The sequence below is a fragment of the Phorcysia thermohydrogeniphila genome, from assembly GCF_004339575.1.
Taxonomy (GTDB): Bacteria; Aquificota; Aquificia; order Desulfurobacteriales; family Desulfurobacteriaceae; genus Phorcysia; species Phorcysia thermohydrogeniphila.
In genome coordinates this window covers 1-19,816 of record NZ_SMFV01000003.1, presented here as the reverse complement: position 1 = coordinate 19,816, position 19,816 = coordinate 1, and the positions used below count along the sequence as shown (strand labels likewise).

Annotated in this window: 19 protein-coding genes; 1 reads left to right on the top strand and 18 read right to left on the bottom strand. The window is 35.6% G+C overall.

What is annotated here, in order from left to right:
* Nucleotides 1–4 precede the first annotated feature (4 nt).
* Nucleotides 5–1,558 carry a capsule assembly Wzi family protein gene (locus CLV27_RS04370; RefSeq protein WP_132526215.1) on the top strand — a complete coding sequence of 518 codons (1,554 nt, stop codon included), beginning with the start codon at nucleotides 5–7 and terminating at the stop codon, nucleotides 1,556–1,558.
* 300 nt (nucleotides 1,559–1,858) lie between these two features.
* Here the strand turns inward: CLV27_RS04370 and CLV27_RS04365 are convergent, their stop codons facing one another.
* The 18 genes from CLV27_RS04365 to glmS form a co-directional block, all read right to left on the bottom strand.
* Entirely contained in the window at nucleotides 1,859–2,848 is a 990-nt protein-coding gene (locus CLV27_RS04365; protein ID WP_132526213.1) for a glycosyltransferase family 4 protein, read from the bottom strand.
* Between the two features lie 8 nt (nucleotides 2,849–2,856).
* Complete coding sequence (locus CLV27_RS04360; protein ID WP_132526211.1) at nucleotides 2,857–3,093, bottom strand: hypothetical protein; 237 nt, start codon at nucleotides 3,091–3,093, stop codon at nucleotides 2,857–2,859.
* A gap of 308 nt (nucleotides 3,094–3,401) precedes the next feature.
* Nucleotides 3,402–4,289: a dTDP-4-dehydrorhamnose reductase gene (rfbD, locus tag CLV27_RS04355; RefSeq protein WP_243644872.1), complete on the bottom strand. Its 888-nt coding sequence runs from the start codon at nucleotides 4,287–4,289 to the stop codon at nucleotides 3,402–3,404.
* Nucleotides 4,268–5,257, bottom strand: a complete 990-nt coding sequence (gene rfbB, locus CLV27_RS04350; protein ID WP_132526209.1) for a dTDP-glucose 4,6-dehydratase — start codon at nucleotides 5,255–5,257, stop codon at nucleotides 4,268–4,270. The genes rfbD and rfbB overlap by 22 nt, the downstream gene beginning before the upstream one ends.
* A gap of 16 nt (nucleotides 5,258–5,273) precedes the next feature.
* Nucleotides 5,274–5,840: a dTDP-4-dehydrorhamnose 3,5-epimerase gene (gene rfbC, locus CLV27_RS04345; RefSeq protein WP_132526207.1), complete on the bottom strand. Its 567-nt coding sequence runs from the start codon at nucleotides 5,838–5,840 to the stop codon at nucleotides 5,274–5,276.
* Between the two features lie 12 nt (nucleotides 5,841–5,852).
* On the bottom strand, nucleotides 5,853–6,731 hold the full coding sequence (gene rfbA / locus CLV27_RS04340; RefSeq protein WP_132526205.1) for a glucose-1-phosphate thymidylyltransferase RfbA: 879 nt from the start codon (nucleotides 6,729–6,731) through the stop codon (nucleotides 5,853–5,855).
* 164 nt (nucleotides 6,732–6,895) lie between these two features.
* Nucleotides 6,896–7,666, bottom strand: a complete 771-nt coding sequence (locus tag CLV27_RS04335) for a WecB/TagA/CpsF family glycosyltransferase (RefSeq protein ID WP_132526203.1) — start codon at nucleotides 7,664–7,666, stop codon at nucleotides 6,896–6,898.
* Complete coding sequence (asnB, locus tag CLV27_RS04330) at nucleotides 7,663–9,540, bottom strand: asparagine synthase (glutamine-hydrolyzing) (protein ID WP_132526201.1); 1,878 nt, start codon at nucleotides 9,538–9,540, stop codon at nucleotides 7,663–7,665. The genes CLV27_RS04335 and asnB overlap by 4 nt, the downstream gene beginning before the upstream one ends.
* A gap of 22 nt (nucleotides 9,541–9,562) precedes the next feature.
* Nucleotides 9,563–10,708: a glycosyltransferase family 4 protein gene (locus CLV27_RS04325; protein WP_132526199.1), complete on the bottom strand. Its 1,146-nt coding sequence runs from the start codon at nucleotides 10,706–10,708 to the stop codon at nucleotides 9,563–9,565.
* Nucleotides 10,686–11,135 (bottom strand): acyltransferase, encoded by a 450-nt coding sequence (locus CLV27_RS04320; protein ID WP_132526197.1) that lies wholly within the window; start codon nucleotides 11,133–11,135, stop codon nucleotides 10,686–10,688. The genes CLV27_RS04325 and CLV27_RS04320 overlap by 23 nt, the downstream gene beginning before the upstream one ends.
* Nucleotides 11,083–12,489 carry a hypothetical protein gene (locus CLV27_RS04315; RefSeq protein ID WP_132526195.1) on the bottom strand — a complete coding sequence of 469 codons (1,407 nt, stop codon included), beginning with the start codon at nucleotides 12,487–12,489 and terminating at the stop codon, nucleotides 11,083–11,085. Before CLV27_RS04315 ends, CLV27_RS04320 begins: the two co-directional genes overlap by 53 nt.
* The gene (locus CLV27_RS04310; RefSeq protein ID WP_132526193.1) at nucleotides 12,486–13,463 is read right to left on the bottom strand and encodes a hypothetical protein; all 978 of its coding nucleotides are present in this window, start codon (nucleotides 13,461–13,463) and stop codon (nucleotides 12,486–12,488) included. Before CLV27_RS04310 ends, CLV27_RS04315 begins: the two co-directional genes overlap by 4 nt.
* Before the next feature lie 8 nt (nucleotides 13,464–13,471).
* Nucleotides 13,472–14,188: a hypothetical protein gene (locus CLV27_RS04305; RefSeq protein WP_132526191.1), complete on the bottom strand. Its 717-nt coding sequence runs from the start codon at nucleotides 14,186–14,188 to the stop codon at nucleotides 13,472–13,474.
* Nucleotides 14,185–14,730, bottom strand: coding sequence for a P-loop NTPase family protein (locus CLV27_RS04300; protein WP_132526189.1), 546 nt, complete (start codon nucleotides 14,728–14,730; stop codon nucleotides 14,185–14,187). Before CLV27_RS04300 ends, CLV27_RS04305 begins: the two co-directional genes overlap by 4 nt.
* A complete protein-coding gene (locus tag CLV27_RS04295; protein ID WP_132526187.1) occupies nucleotides 14,727–15,950 on the bottom strand; it encodes a lipopolysaccharide biosynthesis protein in 1,224 nt (407 codons plus the stop codon). Before CLV27_RS04295 ends, CLV27_RS04300 begins: the two co-directional genes overlap by 4 nt.
* A gap of 30 nt (nucleotides 15,951–15,980) precedes the next feature.
* A complete protein-coding gene (wecC, locus tag CLV27_RS04290; protein WP_132526185.1) occupies nucleotides 15,981–17,195 on the bottom strand; it encodes a UDP-N-acetyl-D-mannosamine dehydrogenase in 1,215 nt (404 codons plus the stop codon).
* 11 nt (nucleotides 17,196–17,206) lie between these two features.
* Nucleotides 17,207–18,331, bottom strand: a complete 1,125-nt coding sequence (wecB, locus tag CLV27_RS04285; protein WP_132526183.1) for a non-hydrolyzing UDP-N-acetylglucosamine 2-epimerase — start codon at nucleotides 18,329–18,331, stop codon at nucleotides 17,207–17,209.
* Nucleotides 18,332–18,374: 43 nt separating this feature from the next.
* A partial coding sequence (glmS, locus tag CLV27_RS04280) for a glutamine--fructose-6-phosphate transaminase (isomerizing) (protein WP_132526181.1) occupies nucleotides 18,375–19,816 on the bottom strand: 1,442 nt, incomplete at its 5' end.

Below are 19,816 nucleotides of genomic sequence, written 5' to 3'. Positions count from 1 at the left end.
TGGTATGAAGCTCAAGGCAGTTACAATAGCGGTACTGTTAATAGCCGGGTTGCTGCCAACAGGCAGTCTGGCTAAGCCTATTTCATCGCTTGTGTCGCCTTACCAATACCAAAGGGAGTACAGACTACTTGAAAGGGCAAAAGAAGTAGGACTTGTGAAGAAAACAGATTTATCATTTAAACCTTTGAGCCGTACGGATTTTGCAAGGGCCATTATTGAGATATATAACAACCGCAACGTAGCACCAGACCTTGCTAGGAAAATTTTCAACGAACTCTACCCGGAGTTTAAAGAGGATATAAACAGCCTCTTCCTTCCCGGAAAAGGTAGGAATTACATTAAACCGATAAGGAACGTTTACACGGAGTTGTACACTCTATCTGGTTCTGATAACCGCAGGCTTCCCTATTCAGAGGGTTTTAACTTAGAAGAGGGTATCAACTTCAGGATGAACGTTTCCTCAGAACTCAGATACTCGGGAATCTTGTTCTTTCTTGAGCCAGAACTCAGGCAAGATACACCAAGGTTCAATAGAGCCTACGTAGCTTGGAACTTTAAGGGCCTTAATTTTCTATTCGGTAGGGAGAATGTTATATGGGGGAACGCTGAAAACGGAGACCTTATATTTACAAACAACGTCCGTCCATGGCTAATGTTTAAGCTTGAAAACGACTCATATAAGAAGCTTCCTTGGATATTTGAAAAGTTAGGTGAGTACAGGTTTTCTACATTTGTTTCTGAGTTAGAAAAAGAAAGGGAGAGGTCTTACGCCCACGTTTGGGGAATGAGATTAGCTTGGAGACCATTTTACAACTTAGAGGTTGCTGGAACAAGAGCCATCCAGTTTGGCGGAGAGGGAAGACCCGACTACACTTCATTGCATGATTTCTGGGAATTATTCACTGCGAACAATGAAAACGTTAAAGATCCAAGGCCTGAGGCTCACGTATACGATAACAATCAGTATGCTTCCATTGATATCACTTACTACGCCGATTGGCTTAGCAAACTACAATTTCAACCCTTTAAGGGTGGTAAAGTGTATTTTGTTCACGCCGGCGACGACGCTGTAAAACCAGGACCTGGCGGATTCCCGCTTCCTACCAGTGCAGCTCACATATTTGGCATCTCTTTGACAACGGGATTGACGGATCTTAGATTTGAGTACACCGAGACTACCGATGACTCGGGGGTATGGTACACCCATCACATGTATCCAGATGGCTTTACCTACCATGATTTCATCATTGGAAATGCTATTGGAGGGAACTCAAAAAGCTTGTACTACGCTATCTCACACGACTTTAATTGGGGAAACTTAAACTTTTCTTATAATTTCGTTAAGCATGAGGTAAGAGATAAACTTTACAACGAGAAGGAATACATTTACAGCTTTGAGATAAACAAGTGTCTTGACTTTGGTGGGTTCTATAAGTTGAGAATCCACAGTTCAGTATTTTACTTCAGGCTTACTTACAATCGTGTAGAGAACTTTCACTTCTTACCCGAAGATAAGGACATTTACATCCTCTCTACAGGGGTAAATTTGAGCTTTTAAGACTTCAGTAGGGTTATCAGACTCCTTTTTAATCTCCGCAACTATATCATCTCGTTAGTGACTTTTCCTTGCGTGGAGCTCCCGTAGGCTGAGGTAGCAGCAGGTTAATATCCAGCCAAAGGGATTGATGCTGGATATACCAGACATCCATGTTCTATTCTTTCGTTGTAATCTTCAACATCATTTCTTCCTTCTCCGGATCTGAACTTTTATCTTTTGTAGAGCTCTGCCTTATTACTGGGCTTAGAATCTTCGGTGTTCATGGTAATCTTTGAAACGTAGGAAAGAGGAATTAATTCGTTAACTTAACCTTAGACTGGTTGCTAGCTTGCGGTAGAAATAAGAGTAGTTTAGCACGAAAATAAGAAACTCTATAACTAAGCAGTAAGTACAACTTTTCAGGAAGTACGCTATCACAGAGAAGATAAAACACCAGAGGACTATAATAAAGGAAGCTGCAGGGTTTGATCGAGTGACCATATAATAGACTAACGTATGAAAATGTAATTTATCAGGATAAAATGGGGGTTTCCCTTTCTTCCATCTTCGGTATGCAGAAAACAAAACTTCCCAAACAGGATAGACTCCCAATATTAGAGGAAACCATGGGGAAACTTCGGGATACAAATTGATTAGCTTTATGGAGAGGATAGCACAAATATAGCCAAGGAAATATGCTCCTCCATCTCCCAGAAAAATTTTCCCATTTGGAAAGTTAAAAATCAAGAAGCCTACAATAGCTCCTATAATTGCAATGCAGAGTAGGAACATGCTTATATTTCCAAACTCATAGTAAGTCATTCCCAAAAAAAGAACAAAAAGAAGGGAAATTCCAGATGCAAGTCCATTTAAACCATCTACAATGTTTACTGCGTTTGTATATCCAGCTATAGCTACAACAGTTAAAGCTAGGGAGAGGAAGTAGGGAAGTTCTAGAAATCCAAGTGTTTTAATATCAATACCCAATATGAAGCAAGAGAAATAGGAAATCAATAATAGTCCTGCAAGTCGTACTTTGGGAGGGATATCTTTCTTCAAGTCTTCGATAAATCCTATCATAAAAACCATGGTTGATAGCAAGAAAAGCTTAATATAGCCTTTGAGAACCATAAAGAGAGCTACTGCTAGATAAATTCCTAATCCTCCAATCCTAGGAACTGGAACACGATGTATGGCGTGAGCCTTGATATGTGTATCAAGGAATTCTTCCTTTTTGGAAAATCGCAGAGTAAAAAGAATCGTAGAGACTGAAATCAAAATGGACAGTAGAAAATATGCTCCAAATTCCATACATCCTCCTATTTGTAACGTTCCTTAGAAGTAAAAGTACAAGACGGAGCAGATTTATGTATTGCCCCTTGAGCAATATCTGGCTTTCTCTCAAATCTGTGACTTCCAAGTTCTGAAAGAACTATAGTCAAGCGGAAACGTTTACGGTTGTAAGAAAGTTTGAGTTTCAACCTCTTAATCTCCATGATTCCAAATTCATTAATCCTTATAACGTCTTCCTTTGAGGTCTTGCTTACCTTTTTCATCTCAGATTTTTCTCTCTTTGGTTATTATACATTTCTCTCGCGTGCAGAATGTAAACGAGTTTCTTCATCACTTCTTTGGTAGGTATTGTTAACTGCTCGTTGTTCCCTTCACGATACTTTTTTACCCCGAAGGTGCTCTGATATCAACTTCTTGCATTTCGACTGCCTGTGATATCTGGAGAATATCTAAGCTCAAATATTGCCTTAAGGGCAGAAGTAACTGCTCTCGCATTTATGTCAGGAGTGAGCATCTTGAATATTAGTTATATTTTTCCTCTACGTTCTATTAGTAAAGGAGTTAAAATCATTTACCTCTCAGTTTTCAGAAATCTTTCTAGTTCATATTCCCACCAAGGAATTTCCACATCAAGGGTTTTAGCGAGTTTGCTGTTGCTCATGGCAGAAAATTCAGGTCTTTTAGCAGGCAGATTAAACACCTCGCTGGAAACTGGATATATGACCTTTCTGATACCTTTTACTTGTAGAACTTTTTTAGCCCATTCATAACGAGAAGCGTATCCGGAGTTTGTAAGATGGTATAGACCCTTCAAGTCAGCATCTAAAGCTTTTAGAGTCATTTCAACAATTGTCTTTGTAGATGTGGGAACAGATACTTCATTGTTGGATATCATTAAATACTCTCTGTCCTTGGCCCAAGTCAGAAGCTTATAAATAAAGTTCTGTTTGCCATCCCCGTAAACCCAGCTAACCCTGAAAAGCAGGAAATTGTCAGTTTCTTCTTTTAAGAGTTTTTCTCCTAACAGTTTACTTTTCCCGTATTCATTTAGAGGGTTGGGAGTGTCTTCTTCTGTGTAGAGACCATTTCTCTTCATACCGTCAAAAACATAGTCAGTACTGTAATGCACAAGGAAAGACTTGTACTTTTTGGATGCAAAAGCCAGATTTCTAATACCGAGACTATTTACTTTTATAGCAGTTACATAATCTTCTTCGGCCTTGTCAACGAAATTGTAAGCTGCACAGTTGATGGCTACATCAGGCTTAGTAGTACTGAACAAACTTAGGACCTGTTCTAAGTTGGATATATCGCATTCTTCACGTCCTACAGCAATAACTTCAACATTGACCTTCTCGCTTAGTTTTCTCAGAAACTCTTTCCCGAGCTGACCGTTTTTGCCAATTACCAGATATCGCATTTTTCTCATTGTGAACCTCAACGGTATACCTTTCTCCAATAATCTTTCAAGAAGTCCACTTTCTTTAGCATCCAGTTGAGATTGTCAAGATACCATTTAACAGTTCTTTCTATTCCTTCTTCAAATTTCACTTTTGCCTTCCATCCAAGTTCTTTCTCTATTTTTTCCGAGTTGAGAGAGTATCTGTAATCGTGACCCGGCCTATCTTTCACAAAGGTTATTAAGTCCTCAGACTTTCCTAATAGTTTTAGGATTGACTTAACAACATCTATGTTTCTTCTTTCTTCTCCACTTCCAACGTTGTAAATTTCTCCGGGCTTTCCGCCTTCTATTATCTTAAAGATGGCTTCTACACAGTCAGTAACAAACAGCCATTCTCTAATATTTTCTCCAGTACCGTAAACAGGTATAGGTTCATTATTCAGGGCTTTCAAGATAACTACAGGAATTAACTTTTCTGGATACTGCCAAGGGCCATAATTATTTGAAGGACGGACAGTTATTACTGGTAGTCCATACGTCCTGTGGTAAGCCCTTCCTAACATATCTGCAGAAGCCTTGCTTGCAGAGTAGGGTGAATTTGGATTTAAAGGTGTGTTCTCATAGAATTGTCCGTCTTTTCCCAGCTCTCCATAAACTTCGTCAGTTGAAATGTTTATAAAAAGGGATATGTCAGTTTTTCTTGCTACTTCAAGAAGGATTTGCGTTCCTTTTACATTTGTATCTATGAAAGGTGTTGCATCAAGGATGCTCCTGTCAACGTGACTTTCCGCGGCCCAGTGAACAACAACGTCGGGCTTTTCTGTTTGAAAAATATGTTCAATAAACTCTTTATTTGTTATGTCTGCCTTGTAGAACCGGAAATCTCCTTCTATTTCTCTCAATCTTTCTAAATCGCCGGCATACGTAAGCTTATCAACAACTATTGTTTCTATCTCTCTTTTTACTGCCTGTCTTACAAACTCACTTCCTATAAAGCCAGCTCCACCAGTTACAAGTAACTTCATTTTTCCTCCGTGGGAATCATCCCATATATATGAAGTTGATTTCTGCTTCTCTTAAGGCGGGTGCAGAACGATCCTTTTCAGAGAGGATTGGCTCACTATCCAGCGGCCATTTGATATTTATGTCAGGGTCATTCCACCTTATACATCTGTCGTGTTCCGGAGAATATTCACTTCCTGAAACTTTGTAAACGATTTCAGCCTCCTCAGAAAGTGTTAGAAAACCATGTGCGAATCCTTTGGGTATCCATAGCATTAACTTATTTTCTTCAGAAAGTTCCACTCCTATCCACTTTCCAAAAGTAGGGCTTCCTTTCCTTATATCAATGGCAACGTCAAAAATTTTTCCCTTTATGCATCTTACAAGCTTCCCTTGAGCTTTTGGTTCAAGCTGGTAATGAAGTCCTCTTAGTACTCCTTTAACGGATTTAGAGTGATTATCTTGAACAAAGTCAGTATCTATTCCTACCTTTTTAAAATCAGATTTCTTGTAGGTTTCCATAAAAAAACCTCTTTTATCGTTGAAAACTTTTGGTTTGACGATTATTACTTCAGGAATTTCTGTCCTTATGAATTCAAAGGGCATGTAGGTCCTCCCTTATTCTGAGTTTGCTAATTCCAGTAGGTATTTCCCATAATCTGTCTTCGCGAGGGGTTTAGCAAGCTCTAAAAGTTGCTCCCTGTCTATCCATCCGTTTCTGTAGGCAATTTCCTCTATGCACCCTATCATGAGACCTGTCTTTTTCTCAATTGTAGCTACAAACTCACCAGCTTCAAGGAAGCTATCGTGAGTACCAGCATCAAACCACGCAAAACCTCTTCCAAGAAGTTTAACTTTGAGCTTACCACGCCTTAGATATTCCTCATTAACAGAGGTTATTTCCAGTTCTCCTCTGTCTGAAGGTTTAACTCTTTTAGCAATTTCTATAGCTTCGTTGTCGTAAAAGTACATGCCTACAACAGCGTAGTTTGATTTTGGCTTTTTGGGTTTTTCTTCTATTGATTTTACATTGCCTTTTTCATCAAATTCTACAACTCCAAACCTTTCAGGGTCTTTTACATAGTAACCAAAAACATAAGCTCCTCCCTTTTCTTCAATTTCTTTTTTAGCTTCTGCCATGATTTTTACGAGGTCATGACCGTAGAAAATGTTGTCTCCAAGTAGGTAGCAAATATTGTCGTTTCCTATGAAGTCTTCTGCCAGTATTAACCCTTCTGCCAGTCCGTTGGGTTTTTCCTGAATACGGTACTTTATATTCATCCCTAAGTGGCTTCCATCTCTGAACAACCTTTTGAAAGTTTCTAAGTCTGTAGGATTAACGATAAACAGAACGTTTTTTATTCCGAGGAGCATAACTAATGAGAGGGGATAATAAATCATAGGTTTGTTGTATATCGGGAGAAAATGTTTGTTAACAGTCATAGTAACGGGATACAGCCTTGTTCCGCTACCACCTGCTAGAATAATAGCTTTCATAGCTTCTCCCATAATTTAAAGGGTTTTATCTATTATCAAATTTACAAAAATTATCATACACTATCTGGATGCTTTGAAAAGATAACAGGGCTTTTTAGGAGTTAATGAGGATTACAGGAGACAATTATCCTCAACCTCTTCATTATGATATTCAGATTGTTTCATTAATTTTTATTTTTTCTGAGTTTTATTCTAATGAATTCCTTTGCTACCAATAATATAAACTTACTGTTATCTACAAATGCCCTTTTCCACATCCTTTTAGGTTCCTGTAAGAATCTATAAAACCATTCTAATCCTGCGTTTTGCATCCACTTTGGAGCTCTTTTGACCTTTCCTGCAATGACATCAAAGCTTCCGCCTACTCCCATAATGAAGTTAACATTTTTCAGTACATCTCTGTATTTATATAAAAACTTCTCTTTCTTGGGAGAACTCATAGCGACAAATAAGATATTTGCTCTGCTGTTAGCTATTTGTTCGGCAATAGTAGCTTCTTCTTCGTCAGAATAATAGCCGTTCCTGTAACCGGCGATTATCTCAGGTGAATATTCTTTTGAATATTTCTCTACAACCTTCTTAACAACGTCCTCCTCTGCACCAAAGAAAAAGATTTTATAACCACGCTTATAGGCCAGTTTAACAACTTCTTGCATGAGATCAATGCCAGCTACTCGCTCTGGAAGAGGCTTCCCTATAAGTTTTGAAGCCCAAACCACCGCCATACCATCGGCGTTAATTATATCGGCATTTACTACACTTTCGTAAAGTTCTCTATCTTTTTTCATTCTGACAAGTTTAGCTGCATTTACAGCAATGTGGTAGATATGTTTCTTTTCTTGTATAGCTTTATCTATGATAGTCAAAGTTTCTTCTAAAGTTAATACATCTATTGGACAACCAAGAATGTAAATCCTGTGTTTCTTAAGGTTCATAACTTTCTTCCCTCTTGTACTATTAATTTCTCAAATGTTTCTAAGAATATCCCAAAGTGAATTAAAACTATTCCTTTGCGATGATCTTTTTCTTTTCCGCTTTGATAATTGTCAAGTAAACGTTCTATATATTCCTTCTTTACAAAATTATGAATAGGATGTGAATTTTCAACGAATAATCTTCTTAAGTGTTCTTGCAGATCTGTCTTTAACCATTTTAAAATTGGTAGTGAGAATCCTCTTTTCTTTCTATATATAATATCTTTCGGTAGGTATTTGGCTGCTACTCGCTTTAGTATGTACTTGTTCTCGCCGTTACGAATCTTAAAGTCTGCAGGAATACTTTCGACTACTTTTACGACCTCATTATCCAAAAAGGGTACTCTCATTTCTAGGGATAGTGCCATTGTCATTTTATCGCCATACATTAGCAGTTCGTCTGGAAGCCAAGTATAGGTATCAAGAATGGACATAATCTCTACAAGTTTGTTGTCGTTTTTGTTTATTAAGTTATAAAAGAATTTTAAATCATCTATGTTCTGCTTTAATTGATAGTTTAAAAGCTTTTCAAGTTCTTTCCTTGTAAATACGGAATAAGCGTTGACGAAAACTTTATATAGATCCTCTCCTTCCAGAGCATACAATAACCTTCGCAATTGGTGATGCCAATTTAATAATACAGATGAGAGAAGTATAAGTTTTCTAAAACTTAAAAAAGACTCAAGTTTATTTGCGAAGTTGTATCTTTTATATCCCATGAAGATTTCATCGGCTCCTTGGCCTGCTAGAGCAACTTTTACGTATTTCCTTGCAAGCTTTGCAACTTCGTACTGAGCAAAAGTAGGGGCTGTTCCGTTGGGCTCTTCCAAAAAATAAATGGACTTTCTAACAAATTCCAAGTAATCTTCTGGTTTAACAACTTTTTCATAATGGTCTGTTCCAACTATTTTTGCAGTTTTTTTTGCATCTTCGCGTTCATCTTCCATGGGACTTTCAGCACCTTCAAAACCTATACAAAAAGTTTTGAGTTTTCCTCTAACATATTTTGAAGCAATAGCAGCAATTAAAGCTGAATCTAATCCTCCGGATAAAAAAACACCAACTTCTACATCAGAGAGCAGTTGTCTTCTAACGGCTTCTTCGAGTGTTTCAGCTAAGAGATCAGTCCAATAGTCTTCCCCCTTATTTCTATCGATTTTTATTTGAGGAATTCTTTGTTCATTTATATTTAAAACTTTTGAAAGCTTACCTGTAATTATGTCAAATTCTAAAAGATCTCCGGGACGAAGTTTGTGAACTTCTCTTATAAGTGTTTTAGGAGCAGGATTATAACGGAGAGTCAAAAATGTTACTAGAGCATCTTTGTCGATCTCAAATTTGTTGGTTAACTTTAGAATTGGCTTAATTTCTGATGAGAAAATAAACTTATTTCCGTCATGCCAATAGTAAATAGGTTTTACCCCAAATCTATCTCTTGCTATGTAAATTTTTTTATTTTCTATATCTAGAAGTCCGAATGCAAATATACCGTTGAAATCTATAAAGCTTTTAGGTCCAAATTTTGCTAGATAGTTAACAATAGTTTCAGTATCTGAATGGCCTTTAAAAGGCACCTCTTTTAACTTTTCTCTTAGTTCAAGGTGATTGTAAATCTCACCGTTAAATATAACTAAAAATTTTTCATCATAGGAATACATTGGCTGGTGTCCAGCAAAAGAAAGATCTAGAATGGAGAGTCTTCTGTGTCCAAAGTATATTTTGTTTTCGTCGATCTCTATTAGTTCTATCCCCCAATCATCTGGTCCTCTGTGTTTTAGCAGGTCTAAATCCTTTTTATGCAATTTAATATTAACAGTTCCTAATATGCCGCACATTTATGCCTCCTTATTGAGGGGGTTACATTAAACTTTTTGCGATATCCAACTCTTTCTGAGTTGTGTTTTTTATATCAATAGTTTCTATAAATTTTCTGGCATTCTCGGAAATTCGAATATATAAATTTTTATCATAAGTTAGGTTCTCTATCCAATTAGCTGCTTCTTGAATATTGAAAGGCTCTATAAGAATACCAGTTTTATTATGCTTTACAAACTCCGGTATTCCACAAACATTAAAACTTATAACAGGTAACCCCGAAGCCATAGCTTCACACATGGAAACTCCTTGAGCGTCCATTCTTGTAACCGCATAGTATAAACCAAAATTTTTATGAATTATTGGTATTTCTTTATGTTGCAAAAATTTGTTGATGATTTTAACTCTTCTTGATAATTCTTGTTTGTTAATAAAGTCTTTAATTTTTGATTCATCTTTGCCTTTACCGTATATTGTTAAATTTACTTTGTCTTGTTTTATGTGCTTCATTGTCAAAACAGCTAAGTCCAATGCATATTTTCCTTTTAAAATCAAAGGTCTTAATGTTAGAACTTTATACCTATAGTTCCAATGATTATCATATACAAATAGGTTCGTATCTATTCCATTTGGTATAACTACTGCCTTTGACGACAAATTTATCTTGAGGTTATCATAAACCTCTTTTAGCATCCATTTGGATACCGATATAAATCTGCATTTAGAGTAATTTAAAAGGGATTTAATAATTTTTTTTATTTTAGGAATTTGGTAAAAATCATGGTATAAAGCTCGAAGGATACTTTTCGGATTAGTTATTTCTACTTCGTCTTTATAGGACTTTGAAATTTTCTGGACTTCTATGCCATGTATAAAAAAAAGAACAGGAATTTCAAACTTAATAATGTGGTTATATATTATACTTCCATCTATCTCTTTTATCGGGTAAGTATGCAGCAAATGTATAAAAGTAATGTCAAAACTTTCCAGCTTTTTAATTATTTCAAAAGTTGGAAGTCTGTAAACATTAATTCCTTCAAATGTGTAGAAATACTTATTTTTAGAAGGAACAAATACGCTTACATATACTCCTTTTTCTACATACTCTCTATTGCGTGTATGAACGAACATATGATTGTAGGGTTCTTTTTCAGTTGGGTACCTGCTAGTAAGAACAGCTATTTTCATTAGAAGCCTCCCTTTTAACTAATTTTCCGTATTTATCAGTTGAGATATCTTTTTTTATAACTTTAGCAGGGTTTCCGACAGCTATTGAATTATCGGGAATATCTTTTGTAACTACGCTTCCAGCACCGATTATGACATGATTACCGATTCTAACTCCGGGTAATATAACGGAGTTAACTCCTATAAAACAATAATCTCCTATATACGTTTTTGTTCTAAGAGAGCGGGTATAATCATGACTTAAAACGATAGCACCGTAAGCAACATAGGTATATTTACCAATAAAGATTCCTGTGGGATGGGTAAGATCAATTTTTGCGCCTAAAAATATTTTACTTGTGTGGTGTATTTGGCATCCTCTTAGCCGAAGGTATTTAACATATAATCTTAGTATTTGGTGTCTTATAAATTCCGTAATCGCTTTCATAGCTTCTCCTTTTAAAATCTAAAAGAAGTGATACCATTAAGAGTGGGAAAACTTGCATGATATTATAATGTCCTTCCTGAAGGAATGTTATAATTAAAGAACCAGTGAGTAAAGCTGCAAGAGGATACTTCCTTTCCTTAAGCTTTAATTTGATTGTATTCCAATGAATTTTAAGGTAAAGTAAAACACCTACTAAGCCAACGGAATACATGTAAGTTCCTACTAAACTTTCAGCTCCTCGTTCAACAGCCTCAATCCAACTTTCTCCAGGTATTCTTCCCATGTTACCTGCTAGTGCTAATTTATTACCTATAAAATATCTTAAATCTAAATTTTGTTTGAAAGGTAAGAGTAATCCCATTACATGAATTGCGGCACTAGATTTTATAACCGTTGAAAGTACTATTGAAAATAATAGTATTACTAAGAATAAAAGGAGTGAAATCTTGTACATTCCTCTCTTAAATAAAAAGGCGAATAGCATAGTGTATACTAACAGCGAAAGAGCACCTTTAGATAAGCATACAAGAAGAAAAGAAAGACTAATAAACAGCATAAGTAATTTGGGAAATAAATTCTGAATATTCGGTCGTATATAAAAGTAGATAAAGTAAAGTATGTAAAGGTACCAGTAAGCAGATCTAATAGGATCATTTAGTAACGGAGTATATCTAATCCAATTTTCTATGGGACCGACAGAGGTAATGTAAGCATTTGCTATATTCATGAGAAAGTTGTTATGCTCTCCTCTGTATAAATCTAAATATTTAGCATGAAACTTTAAAAACCATAGGTTGAAAGGAAGATCTATAATTACCACTAAAATGGATAAAAATGTAATGATTATAGTTAAAGCGAAGAAATCCTTTAAAAGGATTTCTAAGTAATACTTTCCTTTCTTTTTCAAGGAACTATTTAGGATTAGGAACAAAGATAAGAAACCTCCCATTACATTGAAGAATATTATTGCTGCCCTTGAGAAATTAGGAAAGCTTTTGATAAAGGAAATTGTAAAAAGAATAATTAAAAATAATAAACTTTTGGAGAGTTTGGGCCTTAAAACTTTTGAGAACAAAACAAAAACCACAAAATAAAATAAAAATCCAGCTATATAGGCTATTTGAAAGCTATAAGTATCAACCTTATGAGCTAAACCTATTAGTGTATATTGATTATTCACTAATGCAGTAAAGCTAATAACTGCGAATCTTAAACTTAGAATAGGAGAAATAATATATATGGAAAATGGGAGAAAAATAATGCCAAATGGGAATATTATTGCTAGTATGCAAGATATTAAGTAGGATACTAAAACAAATAAAATTGTTTCTGAGGTCATGTTAAACATTTTCATCCTAAAACCTTTTTTATGATCTTTGTAGCTGAATGGTCTATATTTTTAAGGTAAAAGTAAATGTAGTAAAGAGTCTCTATCGGATAAGTGGTATGGATGTTCTTTTTGAATGTAGGGAACTTTGAATCCAAAACTTTTCGAAAAGAGTAATAACTTAAGTCTATATTAATGCCATTCGTGGAAAAGAATTCCCAGTCTAAAATCTTAACAGAAGAACTCATAATTATATTACTTCTGGTAAAATCTCCGTGCATTGCAGTTAATAAAAATCTCTTATTGATATTCATAATTTTATCCTTAAATAACATCCATTTTTCCAGCAGCATATCATTTTTAAAGAGTTTTAATTTTGACTCTACAAAGTTTATCATATTAAGAATGTAAGAGTGTTCAGAAGGATAAAAGGAACCTTGAGAGTACTCGGAATACAATTTATTGAAAAAATTTACTACTTGTTCGGGTAATTTATTGCCACTAATACAACTCCCTTTCACAAATTCCATGTCTAATATAGATAAATTGTCATATTCACAGTATTGTATCACTTGAGGAGCTATTGGAGATATTAACGGCATTGTCATTGCTTTGTATTCATTATATAGTAAATCTTTAGAATCTTCAAATGCAACCTTTCTAACGAAAACTTCGCTATCTTTGAACAAGATTAGAAGCATTTTTCGGTGAATAGAAAATGGAAAAATCACAATAGAGTAATAGTCTCCTTCTGCGGAAAAGTCAAGACTTTCTTCTTCTCCACATAATGCTATAATAGGTATAGATTTAAAAATTTTCCTTAGCAGTTTGTAAAATCTAATTTTCATGGGAGTAAAAGGTAGTATTTCTAATGCTTTATAGAATACATTTCTATTCTGATAAGGTAACAATAAAAAAGGAACTTGTCTATTTGGATAAAATAAATACCTACCTCCTTTTATACCCAGCACCCTTTGAAATTTATATAACTGGGATAACATTTAACACCTCATGGATAAGTTTGAAAAAATTCTTCTTGCCATTTAAAACTATTAATGTCTATCATCTTAACACCTTTTATCTTTCTTCTTATTTTCAATTTTAGAATTTCCCTAAAAGACACTCTCTTTCGGACAACTATTCGATCTAAATATATGATTTGCTGCTTAGGTAACACTTCAGGAACGGAAAACAAATCATTTTCAAGTATCTGCTTAACATCAGTAGCTTTATCTCTAAATAGATAAGTTAAAAATGAGAAAGATTCTTTTTCCTCTATGATCTTTCTAAAATTTCGGCAATATCTCTCTTTAAATATTTCACAAGAAGAGCCCTTTGAGAAACTCTTTTTGTCAAAAATATAATGAAAAAACCAATAGAAGAATAAATAAGGTTCTGGGGCTATAGGAATTTTTTTCTTTCCGAAGTAGAAATAGTCTACCTTCTTAGGAATAAGAGGAATAGGTATATCCCGAAAATGAGAGAAAGCAATCACCGGCGTGTGAACATCGATTACTACTTCGCCTATAGATAAAAATAGTGTATTGTATTTGTATGAAGTAATGATTCTTATGTTTATTTTATGAGACTGCAAATATGAGATTAGTTTAAACAAATTGTAAAAATCCACATATATATCAATATCATTTGCACCTTTAGAGACAGGTCTAATTAAAAAATAGTCAATATTTGCTCTCTCCAAAATAGATATTGCAGTTTCAATCATTGTTTTCCTCCTTTTGCAGTTTCAATTTCTTTTTTTACTAAGTTTACTATATGCATAGGGGATTCCAATGTCGTGTCAAAAATTAAAAGATTATATTTTATAAGCATCTTCTTATAGTCATTTATCTGCTTCCTGATTTTTTCTACAGGTAACTCACTTTTTCTTTGGAAAATCTTTTCAGGTTCTCCAACCAATAAAACAAAAATGTCTGGCTTTGGAAGTAATCTGAAAATGGCAAAAAATATAGCTCTCTTAAATTTGCTTTCGGATTGAATACATAAATCAACTATCCATCTGTCTGTGACGTATAATTTGTCATTATCCAGTTTCATTTTACTGATTATTAATATATCATCTATTAGCTTTAGAAACCTTCCTAAAAACTTTACGTTTAATAATTTCCTATTGAACTTGCTTAGACAGTACTTCCTTTCTTTACCATGTCCCAGGTAAATGTAGATGGTATCTTCCAGTTCCTTAACCAATTTTCTTGCTACAGTACTTTTCCCAGAACCATCAGGACCTACAATAGCAACTATCATTTAGAACCTCTTAGTACTTTAAGTTCTCCAAAGTAGAAATATATTGTTAAAATTACAAAAAAACTTGAGATGTATGATATCACAACTCCCCACAAGCCTAAAGACGGGGTCAGAATCAATAAAAGAAAGATACTACTTAAAGCCGCTATCATAACGGTTATAACTCTTAAAGTTTGAAAACCTATCGTTGTTAAGAAGATTCCATAAAGTGAGCTTATAAATCTAAATAATATAGATAACGATAGAATGGAATAAAGTAAAAGGTACTGTTTTTCTAGTTTAATCAACGATGAGACAGGGAAGAAAATGCAAATAGCAATAACGTACCCTATTATGCCAGCCAGTAGATATAACTTTTGTGTCTTTCTAAAGAATTTCTTGAGAGAGCTTCTATCTGTTACATAGATAACAGAAAATTTGTTTAGAAACACTTGTGAAATGGATCCTGAGATCATAGTGAATGGAATAGAAACTAAGAGTATTTTCCTAAAAATAGCATATTCTGTACTTGTTAAAATGAAGAATGAAAGAAAGGAGACAGAATTTGTATAGATAGCAACTAAAATTTCATGGGAACCATACTTTAAATAGTTACTGACGAAAGGTTTAACTTTAAAATTTGGCTTAAAACTAAATAGTTGTATGTGAGAAGCTTTTCTAATACCATATCCCGTAGCTATTAGCATTGGTATTAAGAAGAACAATATAGCGTATTCAAAACAGTATGTTCCAGATACAAACCATAGTACAATAACTGCTAACATAAAAAAGGAGAAAGTTAAGCTAATTTTAAATTCCTCTAAAAATAGGGAAAAAGCTTTTAGAATACTTTGAATAAACACCAATATAGAAAGGACAAGAGATACAGTAATAACAATGGCGAAAGTTGAAAAGCCTATCTTTGTAAACTTAGATAAAATCAAGGAAAAAATAAATGCAGCAATAGATATTAAAATAATATACCCCCAAAACATTTGCTCGATATAAAGAATTTCTCCTTTCCCTTTTTTCAGAAGAATAGGAACTTCTCTTATCAATCCCAAATTAACTCCAAAAGTAAATAGAGGAAGAACTAGATTTGAAGATGTCAGTACGAAACTGAACAAAGAAAAATCACTAGCTGTTAGAAAACGAGCAGCAAAAGAATTATAAAACCATCTAGAGCCATTAAATAAAATAATAGATAAGGTACTGTAAATAGCGTCTTTTCTCACATTCAATAGTAACTCCTGCTAAAGGAAAATTTCAGATTAAGAGTTCCCAACGATACCGCAAAAATCAAGAAGCTTATTTTTTTCTATTCTTAAATTTCTAAACTGTCTGTGAGCAACTAAGATAGCTACAATATCTGCCTCTTTTAGAGCCTCTTCTGTTTCATAAACATGGAATTCACTAAAGTCATCAACGTAAGGTTCTACTGCTAAAATTCTGTATCCTTCGGCAATCAACCTCCTAACAATATAAAGTGCTGGGCTTTCTCTAAGATCATCTATATCCGGTTTATAAGTAAGTCCTAAGCAAGCGATTTTTGGCTTCCTGCTGTAGTTCTCTTCAAATTCCTTGGCTTTTTCCTTGATCTTCTTTATTACCCATTCCGTTTTGTACAAGTTTACTTCCCTCGCAACCTTTATTAATTTTGACTCTTCAGGATAATGAGTTATTAGAAACCATGGATCTACAGCTATACAATGCCCTCCAACTCCAACACCAGGTTGCAGAATGTTGACTCTAGGGTGTTTGTTAGCGAGTTCTATAAGCTCCCACACGTCTATACCTGCCTTATCACAAATGAGGGAAAGTTCATTAGCGAATGCTATGTTTACATCACGGTAGGCGTTTTCTACGAGTTTGCACATTTCAGCTGTTTTTGCGTTCGTCTCATGAAGTTCTCCTTCAACAAAAAGTGAATAAAACTCTTTAGCCCTTTTAGCTGATGCTGGATTTATTCCACCTATGACTCTATCGTTATACTGGAGTTCGTAAAGGATTTTTCCGGGAAGTACTCTTTCAGGGCAGTAGGCCATGTATATTCTATTTTTAAGTTCAGGTCTTTCACTTGTTATTAAGTCGTACATTTTTTCTGTAGTTCCTATCGGGCTTGTTGATTCAATAATCACTAAGTTTCCTTCCTCAAGATAGGGAGTAATCATCTTGATAGCTGCTTCAACAAAAGATATGTCAGGAATATGTCCTTCTTTGAACGGAGTCGGAACTGCTATTAAGAACACATCAGCTTTAGTAGGAGAAGTAGATGCTTTCAGTAAGCCCTTTCTGACTACTTCGTGAACAAGGCCATCTAAGTCCGGTTCTACAATATGGATTTTACCTTCATTTATGGTATCTACAACACTTTTATTGATATCAACTCCGTAGACATTAATACCTTTACTTGCTATAAGAGCGGCTGTTGGTAAACCAATGTATCCCAATCCCATAATTACTACAGTCAGTGGTTCAGGTTTCATAACTTTCCTCCTTATAAGTTTCTACTTTCCATAAGAATTTTAAGTATTTTCCTTGAAGCAGTTCCGTCTCCGTAAGGATTAACTGCTTTAGCCATCTTATTGTATTCTTCCTGATTCTCAAGAAGCTTTACCGCCTCAAGGATGATCTTTTCCTTGTTTGTACCTACAAGCTTGGCTGTTCCTGCTTCTATACCTTCTATCCTTTCTGTAACTTCTCTCATCACTAAAACAGGTTTGCCCAAAGAAGGAGCCTCTTCTTGAATTCCTCCGGAATCTGTTAATACCAGATACGATTTACTCATGAGCCATATGAGGTATGGATATTCTAAAGGTTCTATTAGGTGGATCCGGCTATGTCCTCTTAATATTTCATTTACAGGTTTTCTCACATTAGGATTGAGGTGAACGGGATAAACTATTTCTACGTCTTCAAAGGAGTCTGCAAGCTCCTTTAAAGCGAAACAAATATTTCTAAAAGGCTCTCCAAAACTTTCTCTTCTATGTCCTGTGACTAAGATAATTTTCTTTGAGAAATCCATAAAATCAAAATATCTATAATATTTCTCTTCTCCTTGTTCTTTTATGATTTGGAGACCCAAAAGTAAAGCGTCTATAACTGTGTTTCCCACAACCCATACATTGTTCTTTATTCCTTCCTTAAGGAGGTTCCTTTTTGCTTTCTCTGTTGGTGCGAAATGGAAATCTGCTAATTTTCCTATTAAAACCCTATTTACCTCCTCAGGGAAAGGAGAGTATTTATTATTACTCCTAAGACCTGCTTCTATGTGCGCAACTTTTACTTTATTGTAAAAGCCCGCCAGTGCTCCTACGAAAGCTGTTGTTGTATCTCCTTGAACAAAAATCAAATCAGGATTAAAGTCTTTCAAAACTGACTCGAGCTCTTTAATTAAATTTGCGGTCAGTTCAAACAATGACTGATTGGGTTTCATAAGATTAAGGTCATAATCAGGTTCTATTCCGAAAAATTTTAAAACTTGGTCAAGCATTTCTCTATGTTGGGCAGTTACGCATACTTTAACATTAAACCTATCAGGATATCTTTCAAACTCTTTTATTAAGGGGGCCATTTTGATAGCTTCAGGCCTAGTACCAAATATTAAAAGTACTTTGTTCAATCTTCCCTCCTATGGCTATAGCGTAGTAGTGTATTTTACAAGTTTATTCAACTGTTACGCTCTTTGCTAAATTTCTCGGTTGGTCAACATCGTAACCTAAGAAATCGGCTACGTGGTAGGCAAAAAGTTGCAAAGGAATGACGTTTACTATGGGGGAAAGGAACTCGCTAACTTCTGGAACTTCTATAAAGGCGTCTGCCTTTTCTTGAACTTCTTTACACTCAGAATTTGTAACGGCTATCACTTTCCCCTTCCTTGCTTTTACCTCTTCCATATTTGAGAGCATCTTCTCGTAAACCCTTCCTTTCGTTGCGACGACAACAACAGGCATCGTTTCATCTATCAAAGCTATCGGACCGTGCTTCATCTCTCCTGCAGGGTATCCTTCTGCGTGGATGTAAGATATCTCTTTAAGCTTTAGAGCTCCCTCAAGAGCTATCGGGTAGTTCACATGCCTTCCTACGTAGAGGGCGTTTGTTGCCTTGTGGAAACTGTCAGCTATTTCCTTGACCTTTCCAGATTCTCTTTCGTCGTTTAAGAAAGTTTCCACTTTTGAAGGTAGCTCCATGAGTTCATGAAGGAGTCCCTCTACCTTTTCTTCCTTTAAGGTGTTTCTATTCCTTGCAAGCCACAGTGAGAGCATAAAGAGAGTTACTACCTGAGTTGTAAAGGCCTTTGTAGAGGCCACGCTGATTTCAGGGCCTGCGTAGGTGTAGAGGGTTTCGTGGGCTTCCCTCGTTACGGTGGAGCCTATAACGTTGCAGATGGCAAGGACTTTAGCACCTTTACTTTTAGCAAACCTTACAGCTGCTAATGTATCTGCGGTTTCCCCAGACTGGGTTATAGCAATGACGAGAGTTTTCTCATTCACAACGGGATTTCTGTACCTATACTCAGAAGCCAAGTCAACTTCGGTAGGTATAAGGGAGAAATTTTCAAGGTAGAACTTACCTATGAGTCCAGCGTGGTAAGAAGTACCACAGGCTACAATTTGGACTCTATCAAAGTCCTGTGGAGAGATACCTTCAAGAGGGACTTTTCCGCTGAACCAAGAAAGATTGCCGCTTATAGTGTCTGCTATTGCACGGGGTTGCTCGTAAATTTCTTTGAGCATAAAGTGCTTGTAGCCGGCTTTTTCAGCCTGAGCTAAGGACCAAGGGATTGTACGGATTTCTTTTTTCTTTTCATTTCCGTTAAGGTCAAAGACCTTGAAGGAGTCTTTTTCAACGATAGCGACCTCGTAGTCGTCTAAGAAGACGGCTTTATTTGTATAGGATAGGAAAGCAGGAATATCAGAGGCTACGAAGTTTTCGTTGTTTCCGACGCCTATGATGAGAGGGCTATCCTTCCTTGCGACGAAGATTTTTTCAGGCTCGTAGGTAGTAATAGCTGCAACTGCGTAGGAGCCTTTGAGTTTTTTGATAGCTTTTATAAAGGCGTCAAAGAAAGAAGAGCTCTCCTTTAGTTCTTCCTCTATCAGGTGGG